This is a genomic window from Ralstonia sp. SET104 (genome assembly GCF_003851545.1).
In the GTDB taxonomy this organism is placed as follows: Bacteria; Pseudomonadota; Gammaproteobacteria; order Burkholderiales; family Burkholderiaceae; genus Ralstonia.
The window spans coordinates 95,982-117,557 of the sequence record NZ_BHVX01000010.1 but is presented as its reverse complement, the minus strand read 5'-3'; the positions used below and the strand labels follow the sequence as shown (position 1 = coordinate 117,557).

Below are 21,576 nucleotides of genomic sequence, written 5' to 3'. Positions count from 1 at the left end.
AATGCACGAAAAGGACGACTACCCCGCTTTGCGCTGACCGACCTGCCGCCCTTCCTGATGATGGGCTCGCGCTTTCTGGCAGCAGCCCTGTTGCTCGCCCCACTGGTTCTCTTGCGCCAGCGCGGGAAGCCGGAAAACCGGCCAAGCTGGCGCCAGATCCGCAACTGTGCACTGATCGGTACATTCATGCTGGTGGGCGGCATGGGCATGACAGCGGTGGCCGAGCAGACGATTTCATCGGGTGCCACCACGGTGATGATCGCGTCGATGCCGCTGTTCTCCACGCTGTGGACGCTGCTGGCGGGCGGCCGTTTGCGCCCCTATGAGATTGGCGCCATTGCGCTGGGCAGCATCGGCATTGCCGTGCTGTTTCGCGGGGCGGAGTTCCAGGCCAGCACGGTTGGCGTGCTGGCGCTCACAACTGCCATCGCTTCGTGGTCATTCGGCTCACAGCTCTCCAAGCGCATCGACATGCCACGCGGCACCACCGCCTTCGTGCTGGAGATGGCCTTTGGCGGCGTCGCGCTGGTGCTGCTCAGCCTGATCACGGGTGAGCCATGGCCCAAGCACATCGGCATGCATGCGGCGCTGGCGTGGGGCTATCTGGTGGTGTTCGGCTCGGCCATCGCATTCACGGCCTACATGGCGCTGGTGGAACGCGTGTCCACTGTCATGGCGACGAGCTATGTGTATGTGAACCCGCCCATCGCCCTGCTGATGGGCGCATGGCTGGCCGATGAAGTGGTCGCACCGCAAACGCTGGGCGCGACGGGCATCATCCTGGCGGCAGTGGTCGTGCTGACAGCGGGGGCCACGCGAGCGGCACGGCGGGCGGCAGCCTGAGGTGGCCTGAACCCGCCTGCCCCCCAAGCGCCCGAGTTCTATCCGCCCAGCGACGACGGCAACGTCCCGGCTTCCACCCACTCTGCGCCGGCAGCTTCGGGCGGCTCACCCTCGGCATCGCCATCCAGGCGGTTAAGCCATGCCATCAGTGCCTCGGCCTGCTGCGGGCGCGAGAAAAGGTAGCCCTGCCCCAGGTCGCAGCCGGCGTCGCGCAGCAGCGCGAGTTGCTCGGGGTCTTCCACGCCTTCGGCCACCACCTGCATGCGCAGGCTGTGCGCCATGGCGATGATCGCACCGGCAATCGCTTCGCCGTCGCCAGGCATGCGCTGCACGAAGCTGCGGTCGATCTTGAGCTTCTGGATCGGGAAGCGCTGCAGATACGCCAGCGACGAATACCCCGTGCCGAAATCGTCAATCGACAGGCTGATGCCCGCCGCGTGCAGCGATTGGAGCAGCGCGATGTTGTCTTCGATGTCTTCCATCAGCACGCTCTCGGTAATTTCGAGTTCGAGCAGATGCGCGGGCATGCCGGTTTCGCGCAACACGTCCATGACGTTTTCCATCAGCGCCGGATCACGCGTTTGCCGGGCAGACAGATTGACGGCCACACGCAGCGTGATGCCGTCTTCGCGCATCCAGCGCACGGCCTGTTCGCACGCGGTACGCAGCACCCACAGGCCGAGCGGCACGATCAACCCGGTTTCTTCGGCCACGGCGATGAACTCGCCGGGGCCGATCACCCCGATCTCCGGATGGCGCCAGCGCACCAGCGCTTCCACGCCGTAGACGTTCGCTTTGGAGATCGCCGCATCGTGTGCGTCTTCAGTGCGCAGGCGCACTTGCGGCTGATAGGCAAGCAGCAGTTCTTCGCGGTCGAGCGCGCGACGCAGGTCGGCTTCCACACGCAGGCGGCGGCGCGCCTGCTGGTCCATATCCGACGTGAAGCTGGCGGCAGCATTCTTGCCGTGGTTCTTGGCGTGATACATCGCCGTATCCGCATTGCGCGTGAGCGCCTGCACGTCGCGCGCGTCATGCGGATACAAGCTGACACCCACGCTGGCCGTCACGTAAATCTGGTGCAGGTCGAGTGCAAACGGCGCGGCCAGCGCGGCAAGAATGCGCTTGGCCAGCCCGTCGGCCAGCGTGGCGGCTTCCGCCTCGGCAATCTGCGCACGGCCCGACAGCTCGGCAATCACGGCAAACTCGTCGCCGCCGATGCGGCACAGCACGGCACGCAGGTTGGCCTGGTCGATCACGTCGTTCAAGCGCCGCGCCACCTGACGCAGCAGGCGGTCGCCATTGTTGTGGCCCAGCGTGTCATTGACGACCTTGAAGTTGTCCAGATCCAGCAAAAGCAGCCCCACCGCGCCCACTTGGCCCGCGCGCTTGAGCGACACCTGCAGGCGTTCGTTGAAGGCGTGCCGGTTCGGCAGTTCCGTGACCGAATCGATGTGGGCGAGGTAGTCCAGGTGAGCCTCTGCCTGCAGCACCGCCCGGCGCATGCGGGCGATCACCAGATACGCGAGCCCCATCGCGCCAATGCCCACCGACACCGTCAGCACGGCATAGCCAAGCAGTTGCCTGTACAGCTCGGTCAGGCTTGAGCGCACCACCACGTAGCCGATCACGCGCCGCTCCGACTCCACCGGCTCCACCACCTCCAGCGTGGTCAGCGCGGAGACATCGGACTCGCGCAGCATGGCGGCATCGGGCGCGCGCACGGGCGCGGCGTCGCCATGCTGATACAGCGCCAGCGGCTTGCGCAGCGCACTGAAAATGCCGGCCGCCCGCAGCGACGGTGATGCCTCCAGCGCGCCCAACGTTTCTTCCGCCGCGCGGCGGTCATTGAACAGCAGCGCGGCCACGCTGTTGGCACCAACAATACGCGCCTGCACATGCACGTCGCGCACCAGCGCCGCATGCAGCGCGATGAACTGGAACACGATGAGCAGGAAGCCGGCAATGGCCAGCGCGGCACCGGCACCGGCCATATTGGCCCGCACCATGGACTGCCCCAGTCGGGGCCGTTGGGTCATGAGGGACTGGCTCATTGCACGGTCCTTGCCAAGCGCAGCAATTGCGAACTCAGCCGCAGACGGGCTTGCCGCGCGGCCACAGCGTCGATGTCGAAGACCACGCGGTCATCATGCAGCGTCAACGCGATCATCGGTTCCAGGCTGCCCGCAGCGCGCCCGCTGCCTGGGCTGTCGGACACCGTCAGCACGGGCATGGCAGGATCAACGCGCACACCGTTCGCGGTGCGGGCATCGAACACCAGGACATGACAGCCTGCGACGGCGCCGTCGTTGATCTTTCTGATCTCCAGGCGGTGTCCGCGCACGGGTTTTCCTGTCAGTTTTTCCAATGCCGCCTGCAACGGATGCTGGGCGGTTACACACACCACGATCGGGGCGTCGACCTGCATGGCGTCGGCCGGCCAGTCGGTGAAGAGCGCAAAGTTGTAGATGAACGCCGCCTTGACCTGCGCCTCGCTGGCCTGCATCTGGGCGTGCACGACGCCCACCGTGCCCATGCATGCCGCGCCCGCCAGCGCAACGCCCAGCGCCGCGCACAGCCTGCGCGGGCGTGACCATCGGGCGCGTCGGGCGGTGCCGTGCGGGGTGCTCATCGGAAGGTGTAGGTGAATTTCAGGCGGCAGGCACGGCCATCCTGCTGGATGGAGGGCTGCGCTTGTTCCGGCCCGACCGGATCGGCATAGCGCCGATCGAACACGTTGTAGAGGCTTGCCGACATCTCCAGATTGGGCGCCAACCGCGTCGCCAGCAACGTCAGGTTGGCGATCCAGTAGCCGCCGACCGCGCCCGATGCCGTGAGCCGGTTGCTGATGTACTGTGCCTCGACGCCCGCGCGCCAGTCATCGCGCCACAGCGGTGCCGTGGCGTTGATCTTGAGCATGTGACGCGGCGAGTTGCTCAGTGTCTGGCCCGTATCGATATCTTCAGAGTGCTGGAAGCTGTAGCTCGTGCGCAGCCGCGTGCCGCCCGGCCAGTTCTGCTCGTAGCCGAGTTCTGCGCCGCGCGTGCGCACCCGCGCCACGTTGCTGAAATAGAGCAGCCCGGTGTTCGGGTCTGCGCTCTGGCTGATCAGGTTGGTAATGTAATTCTGAAACACCGACAACGTTGCCTTACCGCCCACGGCCACTTGCTGCTCGACCACCGTTTCATACGTGCGGATGCGCTCGGCAGACAGCCCTGTGTTCACCTGCTGGCCGCCAGGCGCGCTGGTCTGGTAGTTCAGTTCGTAATCGTTGGGCGCGCGATAGGCCATGCCATAGATCGCCTTGACGGTGGTCGTGGGGGCGGCATGCCAGATCAGGCCCACGCGCGGGCTCAAGATGCCCGGTGCGAAGCTCGTGTGGTCGTAGCGCAGGCCCGTGTCCAGCACCCAACTCGGATGGAGCACAAATTGATCCTGCACGTACACGCCCACGCGATTGTTGCTGCGGTGATCGTCTAGGTAGCTGGCGTAAGGCACCGTATCGAAATTGCGCATTGCGTCGCGGTAGTCGCGCTGCAGCTCTGCCCCGACGACCAGCGTGTGCCGTTCAATGCGGCGCGTTACGAGCTTGGCTTCGGTGCCATACCACGCGGTGTCGAACACGTCGCGGTTGATGCCGGCGGGAGGCGGGTTGTAGGTGTAATCCCCCAGCGAGACATAGCGGCCCCAGTACACCCGCGCCGACACGTCGGTCATGTCGTCCACCACGTGTTGCCAGGTGCCGTTGAACATTTGACGCGTGTCGACGGTGCGCGAGCGCGGGTCGTTGAAACTCTGGGCGTATGGCGCTGTCGGCACACCCTTCGTGCGATCGACGTAGCCGAAGGTCAGCCCGAACTCGCCAAAGCTGCCCTTGGCAAACAGCCGCTTGGCGCGGTCGAAATCCATGCCGCGCGCAACGCCATCGCTCACGCCGGGCTTGTCGAACGCGGCGAAGTACAGATCGCGGCCCGGCGAATCGTCGACGCTGGCCGAGAGCAGCCATTCCGCGCCGTTCTCCGCGCGCTTGCCCCAGGTGACTCGGCCTTCACGGGTGTTTGGCGCATTGGAGCTGCCGGTGGATCCGCTCACCTGCACGCCGCCGATATCGCGCCCGCGCTTGGTGATGACGTTAATCACGCCAAACAACGCGTTCGACCCGTACGCTGCAGAACCCGCGCCCGGCACGTATTCCACGCGCTCGATCAGGTCGACGTTGAGCATCGATTCGGTGCCCACCGATGCCTGGTCAAAGATCGGGTCGTTGGTGCGGTAGCCGTCGATCAGCAGGAGCAGGCGGGTGTCGTAGTCGCCGGTGCGCAGGAAACCACGCGCGCCGAGCGTGGTGTAGTTGCGGTCGTAGCTTGTGTAGAGCCCCGGCAGGCTGCGCAGGATGTCGGCCAGCGTGCGCCAGCCGTAGGCCTTGATATCAGCCGCCGTGATGACCGAAACGTTGGCGGGTGCCTCACTGGCCGTTTGCGCATACTTGGATACGCCCGTCACCACCACCTGCACTTGCATGAGCTGCTCGATGGGCAACTCGGTCAGGTCTGCCGGTGCGCTCTGCGCGCGCGCCGTTGTGCAAAGCAACGCACCGAGCATCGCAAACATTTGCGCTTGCCGCTTTCGCGCAAAATTCTGCCGCGACGGTGGCAGCAGCAGCGCAATTGAAAACTTGGCCAGCAACTGCTTTCGGCAGCCAAGCACAAGCGCACGGGCAATCACAACGAAGGGCGACATCAGCAAGTCAAGCAGAAGCAATCACGTCTCTGAAGGACGTTCCACGGGAATTCGATGGTTCTGCTCTAAAACGGAGGCCCAGCGCGATTCTTTACCCCTCCGTGGGCGGGGCGATATGCCCTGACACGGTGGTAATGCGCGGACTCAGCGCCGGCGCTTGCGCAAACGCTCGATGGCGGCCAGTTGCGCAACGGCTTCGGCCAGCTCGGACTGCGCGCGAGCGTAATCGAATTTGCTGTTGCTGTTCTGCAAGTGCTCTTCTGCGGCCTTGCGCGCCTGCTGTGCCTTGGCCTCGTCCAGGTCGTGCGCCCGGACGGCGGTGTCGGCCAGCACTATCACCTGTTCAGGTTGCACGTCGACAAAGCCGCCGGCCACAAAAAGGATCACCTCTTCGCCGTTCTCTTGCGTGACGCGCACGGTGCCGGGGCGCATGCGCGTGAGCAGACGTTCATGGCCGGGCAGGATGCCGAGTTCACCCTCGGTGCCAGGGATGACCACAAACTTGGCGTTGCCTTCGTACAGGCGCTCTTCTGCCGTGACGACATCGACCTTCAGCACCGGCATGGTGTCTCCTCTGTTTCGCGCACAGGTTCACAAGGTAGCACGATGTGCGCCCGGCGCCCTGCTCGAAAAGCGCTTCTATTGAGCGCACGCCGTGTTGACATGCGCATGGCAATTGCCCCGGGCGCGCAGGCGGCCGTGGCTGACCGTAAGGTTTCACGGTGTGAGCCGTCACAAACGCTGCCTAAACTGTGCGCCCGACCTCCAGACAGACATATCAGGGAAACACAAGCATGCTGGGCTATCTATTGATGTCGTTCTTTGAGGTGGCACGCCAGGGCAGCGTCACGTCTGCCGCCAAACGCTTGCGCCTGTCGCAGCCCACTGTGACCGGGCGCATCCGCCAACTGGAAGAGATGTACGGTGTGGAGCTGTTCCACCGCCGCGGCAGCCGCCTGGACTTGTCTGACCTGGGTGTGAGCCTCATGCCCATCGTCGAGCGGCTCGCACAGCAGGAAGGCGACGTCGATTTCCTGCTGCGCAATGCCGGCGATTTGCGCACCGGCAACCTGCGCGTGGGCGCCACGGGCCCGTACTACATCCTGCCCAGTGTGGCGGCGTTTCGCGCGCGCCATCCGACCATTGAGATCACCATCGAATTCGGCAACTCGCAGCAAATGCTCGAGGCGCTGTCGGAAGTGCGTATCGACCTGGCTGTCTCGTCGCACGCCGTGGATGACGAACGCCTGCACCGCATTACCCTGGCAGAAGACACGATGGTGCTGGTGGTGCCGTTGGACCACCCGCTCGCACGACGCCCGAACATTGCGCTGGGCGACATTGCCGGCTGCCAGTTGCTGATGCGCGAGCCCGGCTCCGTCACCCGCCGCGTGACCGAAGACGCCTTTGCCGCGGCCGGGGTGGAGCCCGCCAACACGAGCATCATCGGCAGCCGCGAAGCCATTTACGAGGCAATCAGCCTTGGGCTGGGCTGCAGCATCGTTCCGGCGCGTGAAGCACCGCGCCGGCCCGACGTGCGGGTGCTGCCGTTTGCCGACAATGCACCGGTCATCCACGAATATCTGTACTTCCTGAAGGAGCGCAAGGACGCCCGGCTCGTGCGCGCATTCCTTGACTGCCTTGACTCGCCTCTTGCCCAGGGGCCCAAGAAAAAAGCTGATGCGTTTATCGCCAAAGTTATGGCAATGGACACAACCGCGACGCGCTAGGGACATAACCTCGCGGTTTTTCAACCGCCGCTGCCTGTCTGCTGTATGCAATCGCTTGCCCTGTTCGACCTGGACCACACCCTGCTGCCCATTGACAGCGAATACGAATGGGGCCGCTTCCTGGTCGCCCAGGGCGCAGTAGATCGAAGTGCCTTTGAACAGGCCAACGAGCGCTGGATGCGCGAGTACCGCGACGGCACGTTGGATTTCGGCCGCCACGCGCGCTTCTCGCTCGGCCTGCTGGCCCAGCATCCGCGCACGCGGCTCGACGCATGGCGCGCCACGTTCCTGCGCGAAGTCATCACGCCCGTCATGCTGCCGCGCGCACGGCAACTGGTCGACACGCACCTGCGCGACGGCGATCTCTGCTGCATCGTCACCGCCACGCACCGCTATCTGACCGAGCCAATTGCTGCGGCCTTCAATGTGCCGCATCTGCTGGCGCTGGAAGGCGAAACCATCAACGGCCGCAGCGATGGCGCGTTCACGGGCAAGCTGCAGGGCACCGCCACGTTTGGCGCCGGCAAAATCGTGCGCGTGACGGAATGGCTTGCGCAGCGCGGCCAGCGCATGGCGGACTTCTCGCGCACCGTGTTCTATAGCGATTCGCGCAACGATCTGCCGCTGCTCGAAGCCGTCTCGCACCCCGTGGCCGTGAGCCCAGACACCACCTTGCGCGCCGTGGCCGAATCGCGCGGCTGGCCCATCATCGATCTCTTCGCTGCTTGAATACAAAACGCCCGCACGGCGCAAACCCTGCGGGCGTTTTCGTTTTGTACCGAGTGAAGCTGCGCAGCAAAGCCGCGCAGTGAAGCCACGTCAGGCGGCAACCGTTGTTGCTGGCAGGCTGGCAGGCGGCGTCCACTGCGGCAGCGCCGTGCCGTCGACCAGCGCATCGACATGCCGATGTGCCAGTGCCGGGCCCACGCTCATGCCAATACCGCTGTGCATCAGCGCGACGGTGGTGCGGTCGTCAACGCGGGTGATCGAGAACGCGCCGCTGCCGGGCACGTGGCACTTGGCGCCGTACACGCCCTGCCAGCGCTCTACCACGCGCAGCTTGCTGCCGAAGGTGTCACGCGCCAGGTCCAGCATGATGTTGTCAACCGACTCGGCATTGAACGGGCGGGCGTCCTGGCCGTAGTCGTGCGAATCGCCAACGATCCAGTCGCCGTATGGCGTGGGACTCACCAGCAGGTGTATGCCGTGGCGTTGCAGCTCGGGGCGTTGATGCTCGATCTGCATAGCGAGCGCCTGGGCGGTCGGCAGATCGGCAAATGCACCGTAATGCGTGCACGAGAGGCCCGTCAGCACCGCGTGCTCCAGGCGGAAGCCGTCTTCGGGGGTCACACGCAGCATCTGCAGGCGGCAGACCTGCGGTTGCAGCGCGCGAAGCTGATCTGCGCACAGCGTCTGATAATCGTGGCCGCTGCAGACGATCACGCGCTGGGCGTTGCACACGCCCGCGGTTGTCTCCAGCCGGCCGCCATCCACGTGGCGCACCAGGGTACCGAAATGAAAGCGCACGCCTTGCGTGGCAAGCCACGAAGCCAGCGCCGGAATGGCTTCACGCGAATAGAGTTGCAAATCATCAAAACCCTGCAGCGCGGCGCGGTGGCGCATGAAACGGCCATCATAGAGACCGGCCAGATCGGCGCTGCGCAGCAGACGCACGTTGTAGCCAAAGGCCGCTGCGCGCGTGGACATGAATTCATCCAGCACGGCCTCTTCTGCTGCATTGCGGGCAAACAGCAGCGCACCGTTGGCACGCGCGAAGATGCCAGCCTTGTCAGCCCACTCGAGATACAGGGCGCGGCTTTCGCGCGCGAGGTCGAGCATGATGCCGGGTGGCTGGCCGGTCACCAGCATCTGCCCAAAATTGCGAATGGACGCGCCAACGGCAATATCACTGCGTTCGAACACCGTCACACGCAGGCCGCGTTTGACGGCAGCCGCTGCATGCGCCAAGCCCAAAATGCCAGCCCCGACGATTGCGACGTCGGTGCTGGCATCCAGGCTCCCTTGAGCCGCAGGAATCAGGGGAGCTTCAATCACTTACTTCTTCTCCGACTTGCCGTCGTAGCGCTTGGTCCACTCGGCGAGGATACGGTCGCGGTTGGCGCTGGCCCACGCGAAGTCGTTCTTGATCAGATGCTTCTCGTAGTCGGCCGGCAGCAGCGGGTCGGGCTTGGAGAAGCCCGGCGTGGCAACCACGGCAAAGTTCTTTTCGTACAGTGCCATGGCAACCGGGCTGGCCGAGAAGTCAGCCAGCTTCTTGGCGGCGTCCAGGTTTTTGGTGCCCTTCATGATGCCAGTGGCTTCCACGTCCCAGCCCAGCCCTTCCGACGGCAGCACGATATCGATCGGTGCGCCTTCCTTCTTCGACTTCACAGCACGGTATTCAAACGCAATGCCGATCGGAAATTCACCCGACGCCGCCATCTTGCAAGGCTTCGAGCCCGAGTGCGTGTACTGACCGATGTTCTGGTGCAGGGCGTCCATGTAAGCCCAGCCCTTCTGCTCGCCCAGCATCTGCAGCCATGCGCTTACGTCCAGGTAGCCCGTGCCCGACGAGGCCGGGTTCGGCATGACAATCTTGCCGGCGTACACGGGCTTGGTCAGGTCAGCCCACGAGGTCGGCTTCGGCAGGTGCTGCTTTTCGGCTTCGACCGTGTTGAAGCAGATGGCGGCGCCCCAGGCATCCATACCCACCCATGCCGGCGGGTTGGCGTGGTCGCGGTACGTGGCGCCGATCTTCGACAGGTCGGCCGGTGCGTACGGCGTCAGCATGCCTTCCTTGTCCAGGATGGCCAGGCTCGATGCGGCCAGGCCCCACACCACGTCAGCGCGCGGGTTGGCTTTCTCGGCCAGCAGCTTGGCGGTAACAACGCCGGTGGAGTCACGCACCCACTTGATTTCGATGTCCGGATTGGCCTTCTCGAAGGCGTCCTGATACGCCTTCACTTGGTCAGCTTCCAGCGCCGTGTACACAGTCAGCGTGGTCTTGGCAAAAGCCGACGTGGCAAACGCCATCGTAGCGGCAACAGCCAGCAGGGAAAGACGTGCGGTCATGGTTTCCTCGGTATGGTGTGATGCAGGGGAAAGGACAACAAACAGGACAACAAACTCAAATGCACTGTGGGCGTTCACCGCGCGCCAGGCGGCGGTTGATGTCGGCCACAACCTCGGGCAGATCGGCAATCGTGTCGACCTCGTAATGCGGGCGGCAGGCGGCAAAACCCGCCGAAATGGCCACGCGATGGCGCGCGCGTTCATCCGCAGACAGCGCGGCGTATTGCGCATACGGCAGGCCCAGCGCATTACCCGACATCAGCAGCGCAACAGTCCACATGCCGGCGCGGCGGCCTTCTTCGATACCGGGCACGGTGTCGTCCACCTTTACGCACGCAGCCACATCGCCAATGGCGAGATCAACCACGCAGCGCAGTGCCTGCGCAGGCCACGGACGGGCACGCGGCACCTCATCGGACGCGACAACGCAATCGGGCGTGTAACCGGCCGTGGCGGCCAGATCAACCACGCGGTCCATCACCACGCGCGGGTAGCCCGAGCACGTGCCGATCTTCAAGCCCGCTTCGCGCAGCGCGGCGATGGTGTCCAGCGCGCCAGGAATCATTGCTGAATGCGCACCCACCTTTTCGATCTGCAACGGCATGAAGCGGTTGTAGATGGCAGTCACGTCATCATCGGTGGGCATGCGCCCGTGCGCGAGCGAGAAGCGCGCCGCAATCGCGCCGTCATTGCACAGCGCGCGGATGTGATCCCACTTGCCAAGGCCCATCGGGCCACGCGCTTCTTCCAGCGTGATGGCCACGCCGAACTCGCCAAACGCTTCCACGAAGATCTGCGTGGGGGCAAACGAGCCGAAATCGACCACGGTGCCAGCCCAGTCGAGCACGGCGGCCTCCAGCCGCAGCGGCGTGCTCCCGGGGTTAAGGCGGTCTGCGCCAGCCTGGCGCGCCGTGATTAGGGAGGAATCACTCATGTTCATGCTTCCTTTCTGCTTTGTGCTGTTAGGGACGACAAATTCAATGGGCCGCCGTGCGCCAGGCCTGCGTGCGGCGCACGATGCCGCGCGTGGCCAGCTCCAGCAGCAGCGATACAACGATCGACGTGACAAGAATGAGCGTGGACATGGCCGCAGCCGGACCGATGTCGCCGGCATCATCCATATTCAGCACGGCCACGGACGCCAGCACGGTGTCGGGGCTGTAGAGGAAGATCACCGCCGACACAGTGGTCATGGCCGACACGAACAGATAGCGCGCGCACGACAGCACGGCCGGCACGCACATCGGCAGCGTCACGCGCCAGTACGTGCGCAGCGCCGATACCTTGAGCGAGGCCGATACCGCCTCGAACACCGGATCAAGCTGCCCCAGCGAAGCCACCGACGTGAGGTGCGCGGCCGTGGCGCAATGCATGATCGTGCAGAGCACCATCAACGCCATGCCGCCATACAGGCCATTGAGCGGATTGGCCGGATGGTTGAAGAAGAACACGTAACCCAGGCCCAGCACGAGGCCCGGCACGGCCATCGGCAGCAGCACCGCAAAGCGGATGGCGGAATGCAGCCCGGATTGCAACCATCCTGCAGCGCGTGTTTTTTCGACCAGCCATGCGCCGGTAAAGATCAGTGCGGTGCCGAACACGGTGGTCAGCGCGGCAAGCTTCAGGCTGTTGCGATACGCCAGCCAGCCGCCGCCATCCATGTTGTCGAAGTCGTAGTTGCGCAGCGACAGCTCAAGGTTGTATGGCCACAGCTTGACCAGCGATGCACCAACCGCCGTGGCCAGCATCAGCAAAATGCCGCCGACCACCAAGGCACTCAGCAACAGGAAGAGCCCATCGCGCACGCGATCCGGCTGCGGGTAATACGGCTGCGCGCGACTGGCCAGCGCCGCATGCTGGCGGCGCTGCACGAGCCGCTCCACGGCAAACGTCAGCAACGCGGGCAGCAGGAGCATCAGGCCAATAACGGCGCCGCGCGCAAACTGCTGCTGCCCCACCACCGCCTTGTAGGCCTCTACGGCCAGCACCTGGTAGCTGCCGCCCACCACGGTCGGCACACCAAAGTCGGTGGCAACCAACGTAAAGACCAGCGCGAAGGCACCGAACAGGCCGTAGCGTGCGCCCGGCAGCGTGACCGTGCGGAACGTGCGCCACGGGTTTGCGCCCATTGCACGTGCGGCGTCATACAGGCGGCCGTCTGCCAGCGTGAGCGTGGCGAGCAGCAGCATCAGCGCGTAGGGGAAGGTGTAAAACACCTCGCCCAGCACGATGCCCCAAAAGCCGTAGATATTGGTGCCGTTCATCCAGGCTTTGAACACGCCCTGGTTGCCGAACAGATAGACCAGCGCAATGCCCGGCAGCAGCGACGGCGCAAACAGCGGCAGCATCGCCAGCGTGCGCATCGTGCCGCGCAGCGGCATGCGCGTGCGTTGCACCGCGTAGGCCAGGGCAAACGCAAGCGGCACCACGATGAAAGCCACTGCGCCGGACACGGCCAGCGTGCGGCCCACCATGGCAAGAAAATTGGGCGCCCCCACCACGTGCGCGACCAGCGCCAGGCCGTGCTCGTCCGTGCTGCGGGCGCTGGCGACCAGGCCCGTGGCCTGCAACAGCATCATCGCCGTGGGCAACAGCAGGCCGACGGTCAGCAACAGCAGCCAGCCGAGCTTCATGCCAGTCAGCACCGGTGCGTCGGTACGCCAGAACACTGTGCGTGCGGTGCGAGCCGGTTCGCGGGGGGATTCGGATCGGGTGGCCGCAACCACGTTGGCCTCAGGGGGCAGCATCGACATGGCGGTCTCAGGCATACACACGCAGGCCGTTACGCTCGAGCGCGATCCACAGCTTGCTGTCACCCAGGCCACCGCGACCGGCTTGCAGCGCGCTCGATGCCACTTCAGCCACCAGGAGGGCATCGGCCAAACCGTCAATCGACAACGTCACGCGCGTGCGGCTGCCCAGGTAAATCTGGTCGACCACGCGGGCGAGATGGCGGTTGGGGGCATCATCGTCGGGGTGCAGCGTGACGGCTTCGGGGCGGCAGAACAGGCGGCCCTGAGCCCATGCCGACCCGGAAGAACCTGCGGCGAAAGCCGGATCGAGCAGCAGCGGCTGGCCGGCCAGGGTGGGCGTGCCATCTTCCGCGTGCTGCAGCGGCAGCCAGTTGGCCTGCCCGACAAAGCCGGCAACAAACCCGGTGGCTGGGCGCGAATAGATCTCCGCCGGTGAGCCCGTCTGCTCGATGCGCCCGTTGGACATGACGGCGATGCGATCAGCCATCGCCATCGCCTCGTCCTGGTCGTGCGTGACCATCAGCGTGGTCACGTTCAGCTTGCGCTGCAGGCGGCGCAGCTCGACGCGCAAATGCTCGCGCACTTGGGCGTCCAGTGCCGACATCGGCTCATCCAGCAGCAACAGCGACGGTGCAGGCGCCAGCGCGCGGGCCAGCGCCACACGCTGCTGCTGCCCGCCGGACAACTGCGACGGGTACTTCGCCTCGCTGCCGGTCAGGCCGACCAGCGCGAGCATCTCCGAGACCCGCTCCTGCATGCGCGCACGGTTGCCGTTGCTGGTATCCAGCCCATAGGCAACGTTCTGCGCAACCGTCAGATTAGGAAACAGCGCGTACGACTGGAAGACGATGCCGTAGTCACGCTCGCGCGGCGGCAGATTGGAAATATCGCGGCTGCCCGCCACGATCTGGCCGCCGTCTTGCGCCTCCAGCCCTGCAATGATGCGCAGCAAGGTCGTCTTGCCGCAGCCTGAGGGGCCCAGCAAGCAGACAAATTCGCCCTGCGCCACATCCAGCGACACCCCGTCGAGTGCCGTGAACGCGCCAAAGCGGCGCGAGACCTGCCGCACGGACAGGAACGGCGTGGCGGAACCCGAAGTCGGGTTGGTAACAAGCTGGGGTATGGGCACGGGGGCGCGGGCAGTAGCAAAATCGGTCGCCACTGTAGCCAGCCGACATGTACCCCATGTGGCAGTTACCCTAAAAACGCCAATGCGCGCATTTCAGGATTTTGGTCCGGCCCATGACGAAACCGGCCGGACTTCACTCAGGAAGGCGGCAATCAAGCGTGCCTCACGCCGATCCTGCAGGCAGTACAGGTATTCGCTCAACTCCGGCACGCCACCCTCGATGCCCTCGAACGGCAGTACACGCAGATCAGCGTGGCTCGGCACCTCCTGGCGGGCGATCACGCTCACGCCAAGGTTGCGCGTGATGGCCTCGCGGATGGACTCCCGGCTGCCGATCTCCACCGTAGACGCCGGCGTCACGCCCGCATGGGCCATCATCGTTTCAGTCATTGCGCGGGTGGTCGAGCCCACTTCGCGCACCAGCAGCCGGCATTGCGACAGCGCGGACACGGGCACGCTCGTCTGCGCGGCCAGCGCGTGGCTGCGGTGCACCACCAGCACAAGCGGATCACGCGCCAGCTCAATGCGTAGAAAGCGCGCATCATCCACCCGCTGCGACGACGATGCCACGTCCACCCGATACTCCTGCAACGCTTCGAGCATCTGCACCGAGTTGCCCGCTTCGATACTCACGTCGATGCCGGGGTGGCTCTTGCAGAACCGGTCAACAATGTCGAGCACGTAGTACGGTGCTGTGGCGCCGATGCGCAGGTGGCCCGAGCCCATGTCGCCGGAGTTACGCAGGAAGAAATCGATCTCGGTTTCCTGGCGTACGAGCTGGTCGACCAGCGGCATCAGCCGCACACCTGCGTCTGCCAGGGCCAGCCGGCGCCCGCCGCGGTAGAACAGCTCCACGCCATAAGCCTCTTCCAGGGCGCGTATCTGTGAAGTCACGGTCGGCTGCGACAGGCCGAGCTGCTTGGCGGCCAGCGTGATGCTGCCCAGGCGAGCAACCATGAAGAACGATTTGAGCTGCGCAACGAGCATCGGCGGGGAAAGTATTGAGCGCCCCCTCCGAGACGAGGAAGGCGCTATCTATGAATGCGCTGGGAACAAGAAGCGGCCCATTCTAGCGGACCGGCGCGTCGCTCAAGTGGCGCTGGGTGCCCTCCTCCGTTTTCTGCTTCTACACCCCGGGGCTACGACTTTTTCAACCTTTTCGACAATGCAAACTTCGCGCACCCCCACATTGGGGGGAATTGAGGGCTGTGAGGCCGTTATTTCCACGAATCGAATCCGCCACGTCACCTTGAGAATCCGTCCGCATGTTGCGCTTGAGGGCAGTCACGAGCCGCCCCCGCGCCGGCATTCGGTACTTGCGGATTTGGAGAGAAGTGGATGGAACGCAGCAGCAACAACGTGCGCGGCACGAAGCAATGGACCATCGCGATGATGGTGGCAGCAACAGGCGCCCTGGCTGCATGCGGCGGGGGCGGTGGGGGCGGCAACTCGGGGGCCACCCCGGCTGCCACGCAACGCTCATCGGCCAATATCACCGTGGCATCGGCGTGCAGCGGGTCGAACTGCGGTGCGCTGGGCAATACGTATGCTGGCTCGGGCGTGGGCGTGTGGCAGGCCACCAATACGGGCGGCTCGGCCGGCTCGGTTCCGGTGTCGATTGCAGGGCTCACGGGCCAGAGCGTGACGCTCATCTACACAAACCAGAGCGCAGCGGCGCAGCCGATGCCGTCCGTATCGCTCTCGGGCCTGGGTCTGCTGAACGCCACCGGCACACCGATCCCCAAGACCGCCGCGGACGTGGCCGGCAATGACGCCAACGCCGCGTTCGACCGCCAGATCTCCGGCTTCAACCTCCACGCGCTGGACGGCTACGCCACCGGTGCCGGCCCGCTCAAGACGCAGGGCGCGTCCAACAGCACGGCGCTCCGCCCGCAGTCGGTGTCCAGCGTCGGCACCCAGCGCACGTGGAACCACCAGCAACCAGACGGCACTGCCACCGTGCGCACCACCACACTGCGTCAGCAGGCCACGGCTGCCGATGGCCGCATCGTCAACCTGTGGGTGGAAGACAGCGAATACGGCACCGGCAAGATCACCGACGGCACCATCAACACGCTCATCACCAAGTTTGCTTCGGGCACGCAGTCGATCTACACACTGGCCACCTCCCTGGTCGGCCAGCCGTGGGGTAGCTACTCCAGCTCGGCCAGCCTGATCGATCCGAACCAGGCACTCGACATCGTGGTGCTGAACATCCAGCCCGATGGCCAGCCCTATGGCCGCATCGGTTACTTCTGGGCGCGCAACAACTTCACCACCAGCTCGCAGCCGCTGTCGAATCAGTCGCTGTCGCTGTATGTGGATTCGGAAACCGTCTACCTGGGTGGCACAGACGGGCTGAATACCGTCATCTCGACGCTCGGCCACGAGTTCACGCATATGGCCAACTTCTACCAGCGCGGCGTGCTGCACGGCTCGCAGTACATGTACGGCACGTGGCTGGAAGAAATGACGGCGATGACGATGGAAGACGTGCTCTCCAGCCAGATCGACCCGAACTTCAACAACGTGCGTGACAGCCGCTTCCCGGCCTGGCTGCAAAGCGCGTACGACTGCTCGCTGACGGCGTTCGATCCGTCGCTGTCGTCGTCGTGCCCGGGGTATCCGATCTCGGGCAGCCTGGGCGGCTTCCTGCTGCGCCAGTACGGCATTGCGTACTACACCAACCTGCTGCAGAACTTCTCATCGACGGATTCGGCCACGGTGCTGAGCGGCGCCATCCAGGCCGGCGGCGGTACGGGCCTGGGCGACGCGCTTGGCCGCTGGGGCACGGCAGTGGCATTGCTGCCGGTGCCGGGCAGCCCATCGGGCTTCGCGTATCCGGCACGCTCGGACAGCGGCTTCTCGATTCCCGCGCTGAACGGCCCGAACTACAGCGGCCAGCGCACCATGCCGACCTCCGTGCCGGCCACGCTGCAAGGCTTCGGCCAGTTCCCGGTCGCACGTGGCACGAAGGCCGGCACGTATAGCGAGACCATCACGGTACCGGCGTACTCAACGGTATCGATCATCATCCACTGACGCGCCGTACGGCCGAGGGAGACCGCTCCCTTGGCCCGTCACCCGTCCGTTCAGCCTGCGCACCGCCGCAGGAAAAAAAAAGGTTCTTCGACGAATTCCGTGGGTCTGAATTGCCACATTCCGTATGCTGACGCCGACAAGGACAGGTGTTGGGAGGAGGAATGCTGGATCGCAAGACACTGCAGGCGTTGGGATGCTGGAAGGGTTACCGCCTGGAACGCGTGGAGTGGCCGCAAGGCGAGAGCCATACGCTATCGCTCTATCTGAAGCCAGTGAGCAAGGTCATGCACTGCGAGCAGTGCGGTGCGCGTTGCTCGCAGATCCATGAGACGACGGTTCGGCGGGTACGTGATCTGCCGCTATTCGAGTACCGGGTGGTGCTTCACGTCCCGCGCCGGCGCGTCTGGTGCGAACGTTGCGGCGGACCGCGACTGGAGAAGCTGGACTGGCTGGGCCGCTACCAAAGAGTGACGCAGCGATTCGCAGAGGCGTGCGAGAAGCTACTGCAGTCGAGTAGCGTACAGGCGGTGGCCGCGTTCTACGATCTAGGCTGGCACACGGTCAAATCGATCGACAAGATGCGCTTGCGAGCGCGTGTGGCCGAACCGGACTGGTCGACGATCCGTTATCTGGCCATGGACGAATTCGCACTCCATAAAGGCCATCGCTATGCCACGGTGGTGGTCGATCCGATCGGGCGGCAGGTGCTCTGGGTCGGCCCAGGGCGTTCTCGCGAGACCGCCCGCGCCTTCTTCGAACAGCTTCCCGAAGGTGTCGCCCAGCGCATCGAGGCGGTGGCAATCGACATGACGACTGCCTACGAACTGGAGATCAATGAGCATTGCCCGCAAGCCGAGGTGGTCTACGACTTGTTCCACGTCGTGGCCAAGTACGGGCGTGAGGTGATCGACCGGGTGCGGGTGGACCAGGCCAATCAACTCCGGCATGACAAGCCGGCCCGCAAGGTTCTGAAGTCGAGCCGGTGGCTGTTGCTGCGCAATCGCCACAACCTGAGACCCGAGCAGGCGGTGCACTTGAAGGAGCTGCTGAGCGCCAACCAGCCACTGTTGTGCGTCTACGTGCTACGCGACGAACTCAAACGGCTCTGGTTCTATCGCAAGCCCGCGTGGGCGCAGAAGGCTTGGGAGCAATGGTTTGAGCAGGCGCGGCAGAGCGGGATCGCCGCTTTGCAATTGTTCGCCCAGCGCCTGCAAGTCTATTGGCATGGAATTCTGGCCCGCTGCCGCCACCCGCTCAACACCAGCGTCGTTGAAGGCATCAACAACACCATCAAGGTCATCAAACGCCGGGCTTATGGGTACCGCGACGAGGAATACTTCTTCCTCAAGATCCGCGCCGCGTTCCCCGGAATTCCTCGATGAACCAAAAAAAAGGCGCCGCAGGCATTCAGCCGACGGCGCCTTTTTCATACCGCTACGGCAAAAACAACCCGCCGTAGCCGCGACAACGCACTTACATCTTCACGGTGTCGGCCACTTCCTTGAAGTCCTCGATCTGATCGAAGTTCATGTACTTGTAGATCTGGTCGCCGTTGGCACTGAGCACGCCCATATCGGCCATGTACTCGTCCTTGCTCGGGATCTTGCCCAAGCGCGAGCAGATCGCCGCCAGTTCTGCCGAGCCCAGGTACACGTTCGTGTTCTTGCCCAGACGGTTCGGGAAGTTGCGGGTCGACGTCGACATGACCGTCGCGCCTTCGCGCACTTGTGCCTGGTTGCCCATGCACAGCGAGCAGCCCGGCATTTCGGTGCGCGCACCGGCCGTGCCGAACACGCCGTAATGGCCTTCTTCCGTCAGTTGCTTCTGGTCCATCTTGGTGGGCGGTGCGACCCACAGCTTGACCGGAATGTCGCGCTTGCCTTCGAGCAGCTTCGACGCGGCACGGAAGTGACCAATGTTGGTCATGCACGAGCCGATGAACACTTCATCGATCGTCGCGCCTGCAACGTCAGACAGCGTCTTCACGTCGTCCGGGTCGTTCGGGCAGGCCACGATGGGTTCGTGGATATCGGCCAGGTCGATCTCGATGACGGCCGCGTATTCGGCGTCGGCATCCGGTTGCAGCAGTTGCGGGTCGGCCAGCCACTGCTCCATCGCCGCGATACGGCGCTGCAGGCTGCGCGGGTCCTGATAGCCCTGGGCAATCATCCACTTCAGCAGCGTGATGTTGCTGTTCAGGTACTCGATGATCGGTTCCTTGTTCAGGTGGACCGTGCAACCGGCGGCCGAGCGCTCGGCAGACGCATCCGACAATTCAAACGCCTGCTCGACCTTCAGGTCGGGCAGACCTTCGATTTCGAGAATGCGGCCGGAGAAGATGTTCTTCTTGCCTTGCTTGGCGACCGTCAGCATGCCCTGCTTGATCGCGTACAGCGGGATCGCGTTGACGAGGTCACGCAGCGTGACGCCCGGCTGCATCTTGCCCTTGAAGCGGACCAGCACGGACTCCGGCATGTCCAGCGGCATCGTGCCAGTGGCGGCCGCGAACGCGACCAGGCCCGAGCCTGCCGGGAAGCTGATGCCGATCGGGAAGCGCGTGTGCGAATCCCCGCCGGTGCCGACGGTGTCGGGCAGCAGCATGCGGTTGAGCCACGAGTGGATCACGCCATCGCCGGGGCGCAGCGCAATGCCGCCACGGTTGCTGATGAAGTTCGGCAGCGTCTGGTGCGTTTTCACGTCCACCGGCTTCGGATACGCGGCCGTGTGGCAGAACGACTGCATCACGAGGTCGGCCGAGAAGCCGAGGCAAGCGAGGTCCTTCAATTCGTCGCGGGTCATCGGGCCCGTGGTGTCTTGCGAGCCGACCGAGGTCATCTTCGGTTCGCAGTACGTGCCCGGGCGCACGCCCTGGCCTTCCGGCAGACCGCACGCGCGGCCGACCATCTTCTGGGCCAGCGAGAAACCCTTGCCGCTGTTGGCCGGCTGATGTGGCAGGCGGAACAGCGTGGACGGTGCAAGGCCCAGCGCTTCACGCGCCTTGGCGGTCAGGCCGCGGCCGATGATCAGCGGAATGCGGCCGCCGGCGCGCACTTCGTCAAACAGCACGTCGGACTTGACCTGGAATTCGGCGATCACGGCGCCGTTCTTCAGCGCCTTGCCTTCGTACGGGCGCAGTTCGACCACGTCGCCCATTTCCATCTGCGACACGTCGAGCTCAATTGGCAGCGCACCGGCGTCTTCCATCGTGTTGTAGAAGATCGGGGCGATCTTGCCGCCCAGGCACACGCCGCCGAAACGCTTGTTCGGGACGAACGGGATATCTTCGCCCGTGAACCACAGCACAGAGTTGGTGGCCGACTTGCGCGAGGAGCCGGTGCCGACCACGTCGCCCACGTACGCAACCAGGTGGCCCTTTTCCTTCAGTGATTCGATGAACTTGACCGGGCCGCGCTTGCCGTCTTCTTCGGGCGTGATGCCAGGGCGCGCGTTCTTCAGCATCGCCAGTGCGTGCATCGGAATGTCCGGGCGGGTGGTGGCGTCCGGGGCCGGCGACAGGTCATCGGTGTTGGTTTCGCCCGTGACCTTGAACACGGTAATGGTCAGGCTTTCCGGCACTTCCGGACGACTGGTGAACCACTCGGCGTCGGCCCAGCTTTGCAGCACGGCCTTTGCGTGCACGTTGCCCTTGTCGGCGAGTTCCTTCACGTCATGGAACTGGTCGAACATCAACAGGGTTTTCTTCAGCGCATCGGCAGCCACGGCGGCCACGGCGTCATCCGACAGCAGCTCGATCAGCGGGGCGATGTTATAGCCGCCCAGCATCGTGCCGAGCAGCTCGGTGGCGCGCTGGCGCGAGATCAGCGGGCAGGCGGTTTCGCCCTTGGCCACGGCGGCCAGGAAGCCGGCCTTCACGCGGGCGGCTTCGTCCACGCCAGCAGGCACGCGGTGAGTGATCAGGTCGAGCAGGGTCTGCTCTTCGCCTGCGGGCGGGTTCGTCAGCAGCTCCACCAGTTCGGCGGTTTGCTGAGCCGTCAGCGGCAGGGGAGGAATACCGAGCGCGGCGCGGGCGGCCACGTGAGCGCGAAAGTTTTCAAGCATGGGAGACCTGCTGAGATGACGTTACCGGGGAAGTCTTTTCAGGCGCCCGAAGCTGTTCCGGGCGCCGCTTGGGCGCGATTCTAATCGCAATACCCCCACGCGGTCAAATGTCTTATATCTTATATAAGAGTCAACGATGCGAGCCCCTGTGGGGCTCAGATCGATGCTGCATGGTTCTGGGCGATTTCTGCACACCCCCGCACAGCACGTC

Annotated in this window: 15 protein-coding genes and 1 pseudogene; 5 read left to right on the top strand and 11 right to left on the bottom strand. The window is 64.5% G+C overall.

From position 1 onward, the window contains the following. Window positions 1-24: 24 nt before the first annotated feature. A pseudogene (locus PSUB009319_RS14505) lies at window positions 25-843 on the top strand (EamA family transporter); the annotation flags it as partial. A gap of 38 nt (window positions 844-881) precedes the next feature. Here the strand turns inward: PSUB009319_RS14505 and PSUB009319_RS14500 are convergent. The 4 genes from PSUB009319_RS14500 to PSUB009319_RS14485 form a co-directional block, all read right to left on the bottom strand. After that, a complete protein-coding gene (locus PSUB009319_RS14500) occupies window positions 882-2,894 on the bottom strand; it encodes a bifunctional diguanylate cyclase/phosphodiesterase (protein WP_124382925.1) in 2,013 nt (670 codons plus the stop codon). Then, window positions 2,891-3,472: a YfiR family protein gene (locus PSUB009319_RS14495; protein ID WP_124382924.1), complete on the bottom strand. Its 582-nt coding sequence runs from the start codon at window positions 3,470-3,472 to the stop codon at window positions 2,891-2,893. The genes PSUB009319_RS14500 and PSUB009319_RS14495 overlap by 4 nt, the downstream gene beginning before the upstream one ends. After that, a complete protein-coding gene (locus PSUB009319_RS14490; protein WP_124382990.1) occupies window positions 3,469-5,451 on the bottom strand; it encodes a TonB-dependent siderophore receptor in 1,983 nt (660 codons plus the stop codon). Before PSUB009319_RS14490 ends, PSUB009319_RS14495 begins: the two co-directional genes overlap by 4 nt. Before the next feature lie 273 nt (window positions 5,452-5,724). Then, complete coding sequence (locus PSUB009319_RS14485) at window positions 5,725-6,144, bottom strand: F0F1 ATP synthase subunit epsilon (RefSeq protein ID WP_124382923.1); 420 nt, start codon at window positions 6,142-6,144, stop codon at window positions 5,725-5,727. Between the two features lie 230 nt (window positions 6,145-6,374). On the opposite strand from PSUB009319_RS14485, the gene PSUB009319_RS14480 reads away from it, so the two are divergent. Both PSUB009319_RS14480 and PSUB009319_RS14475 read left to right on the top strand, forming a co-directional pair. Continuing rightward, the gene (locus PSUB009319_RS14480) at window positions 6,375-7,310 is read left to right on the top strand and encodes a LysR substrate-binding domain-containing protein (protein WP_124382922.1); all 936 of its coding nucleotides are present in this window, start codon (window positions 6,375-6,377) and stop codon (window positions 7,308-7,310) included. 45 nt (window positions 7,311-7,355) lie between these two features. Continuing rightward, window positions 7,356-8,039 carry an HAD family phosphatase gene (locus tag PSUB009319_RS14475; RefSeq protein WP_124382921.1) on the top strand — a complete coding sequence of 228 codons (684 nt, stop codon included), beginning with the start codon at window positions 7,356-7,358 and terminating at the stop codon, window positions 8,037-8,039. Window positions 8,040-8,129: 90 nt separating this feature from the next. Here PSUB009319_RS14475 and PSUB009319_RS14470 read toward each other — a convergent pair whose 3' ends face one another. Genes PSUB009319_RS14470 through PSUB009319_RS14445 form a run of 6 tightly spaced genes read right to left on the bottom strand, consistent with a single transcriptional unit; the run spans window position 8,130 to window position 15,251 of the window. Further along, window positions 8,130-9,365, bottom strand: coding sequence for a TIGR03364 family FAD-dependent oxidoreductase (locus PSUB009319_RS14470; protein WP_124382920.1), 1,236 nt, complete (start codon window positions 9,363-9,365; stop codon window positions 8,130-8,132). Further along, window positions 9,366-10,382 carry a putative 2-aminoethylphosphonate ABC transporter substrate-binding protein gene (locus PSUB009319_RS14465; RefSeq protein ID WP_124382919.1) on the bottom strand — a complete coding sequence of 339 codons (1,017 nt, stop codon included), beginning with the start codon at window positions 10,380-10,382 and terminating at the stop codon, window positions 9,366-9,368. Between the two features lie 55 nt (window positions 10,383-10,437). After that, window positions 10,438-11,316, bottom strand: coding sequence for a phosphonoacetaldehyde hydrolase (gene phnX / locus PSUB009319_RS14460; RefSeq protein ID WP_124382918.1), 879 nt, complete (start codon window positions 11,314-11,316; stop codon window positions 10,438-10,440). A gap of 43 nt (window positions 11,317-11,359) precedes the next feature. Continuing rightward, a complete protein-coding gene (locus PSUB009319_RS14455; protein WP_124382917.1) occupies window positions 11,360-13,135 on the bottom strand; it encodes a putative 2-aminoethylphosphonate ABC transporter permease subunit in 1,776 nt (591 codons plus the stop codon). 7 nt (window positions 13,136-13,142) lie between these two features. Further along, window positions 13,143-14,297, bottom strand: coding sequence for a putative 2-aminoethylphosphonate ABC transporter ATP-binding protein (locus tag PSUB009319_RS14450; protein WP_124382916.1), 1,155 nt, complete (start codon window positions 14,295-14,297; stop codon window positions 13,143-13,145). A 60-nt stretch (window positions 14,298-14,357) separates the two neighbouring features. After that, entirely contained in the window at window positions 14,358-15,251 is an 894-nt protein-coding gene (locus PSUB009319_RS14445; protein ID WP_124382915.1) for a LysR family transcriptional regulator, read from the bottom strand. Between the two features lie 351 nt (window positions 15,252-15,602). Here PSUB009319_RS14445 and PSUB009319_RS14440 point away from each other — a divergent pair, with 351 nt between their 5' ends. Next, on the top strand, window positions 15,603-17,306 hold the full coding sequence (locus PSUB009319_RS14440) for a hypothetical protein (RefSeq protein ID WP_124382914.1): 1,704 nt from the start codon (window positions 15,603-15,605) through the stop codon (window positions 17,304-17,306). Between the two features lie 161 nt (window positions 17,307-17,467). After that, entirely contained in the window at window positions 17,468-18,688 is a 1,221-nt protein-coding gene (locus PSUB009319_RS14435) for an ISL3 family transposase (RefSeq protein ID WP_124382913.1), read from the top strand. A 91-nt stretch (window positions 18,689-18,779) separates the two neighbouring features. On the opposite strand, the gene acnB is transcribed toward PSUB009319_RS14435, so the two are convergent. Then, a complete protein-coding gene (gene acnB, locus PSUB009319_RS14430; protein WP_124382912.1) occupies window positions 18,780-21,365 on the bottom strand; it encodes a bifunctional aconitate hydratase 2/2-methylisocitrate dehydratase in 2,586 nt (861 codons plus the stop codon). Window positions 21,366-21,576: the final 211 nt, after the last annotated feature.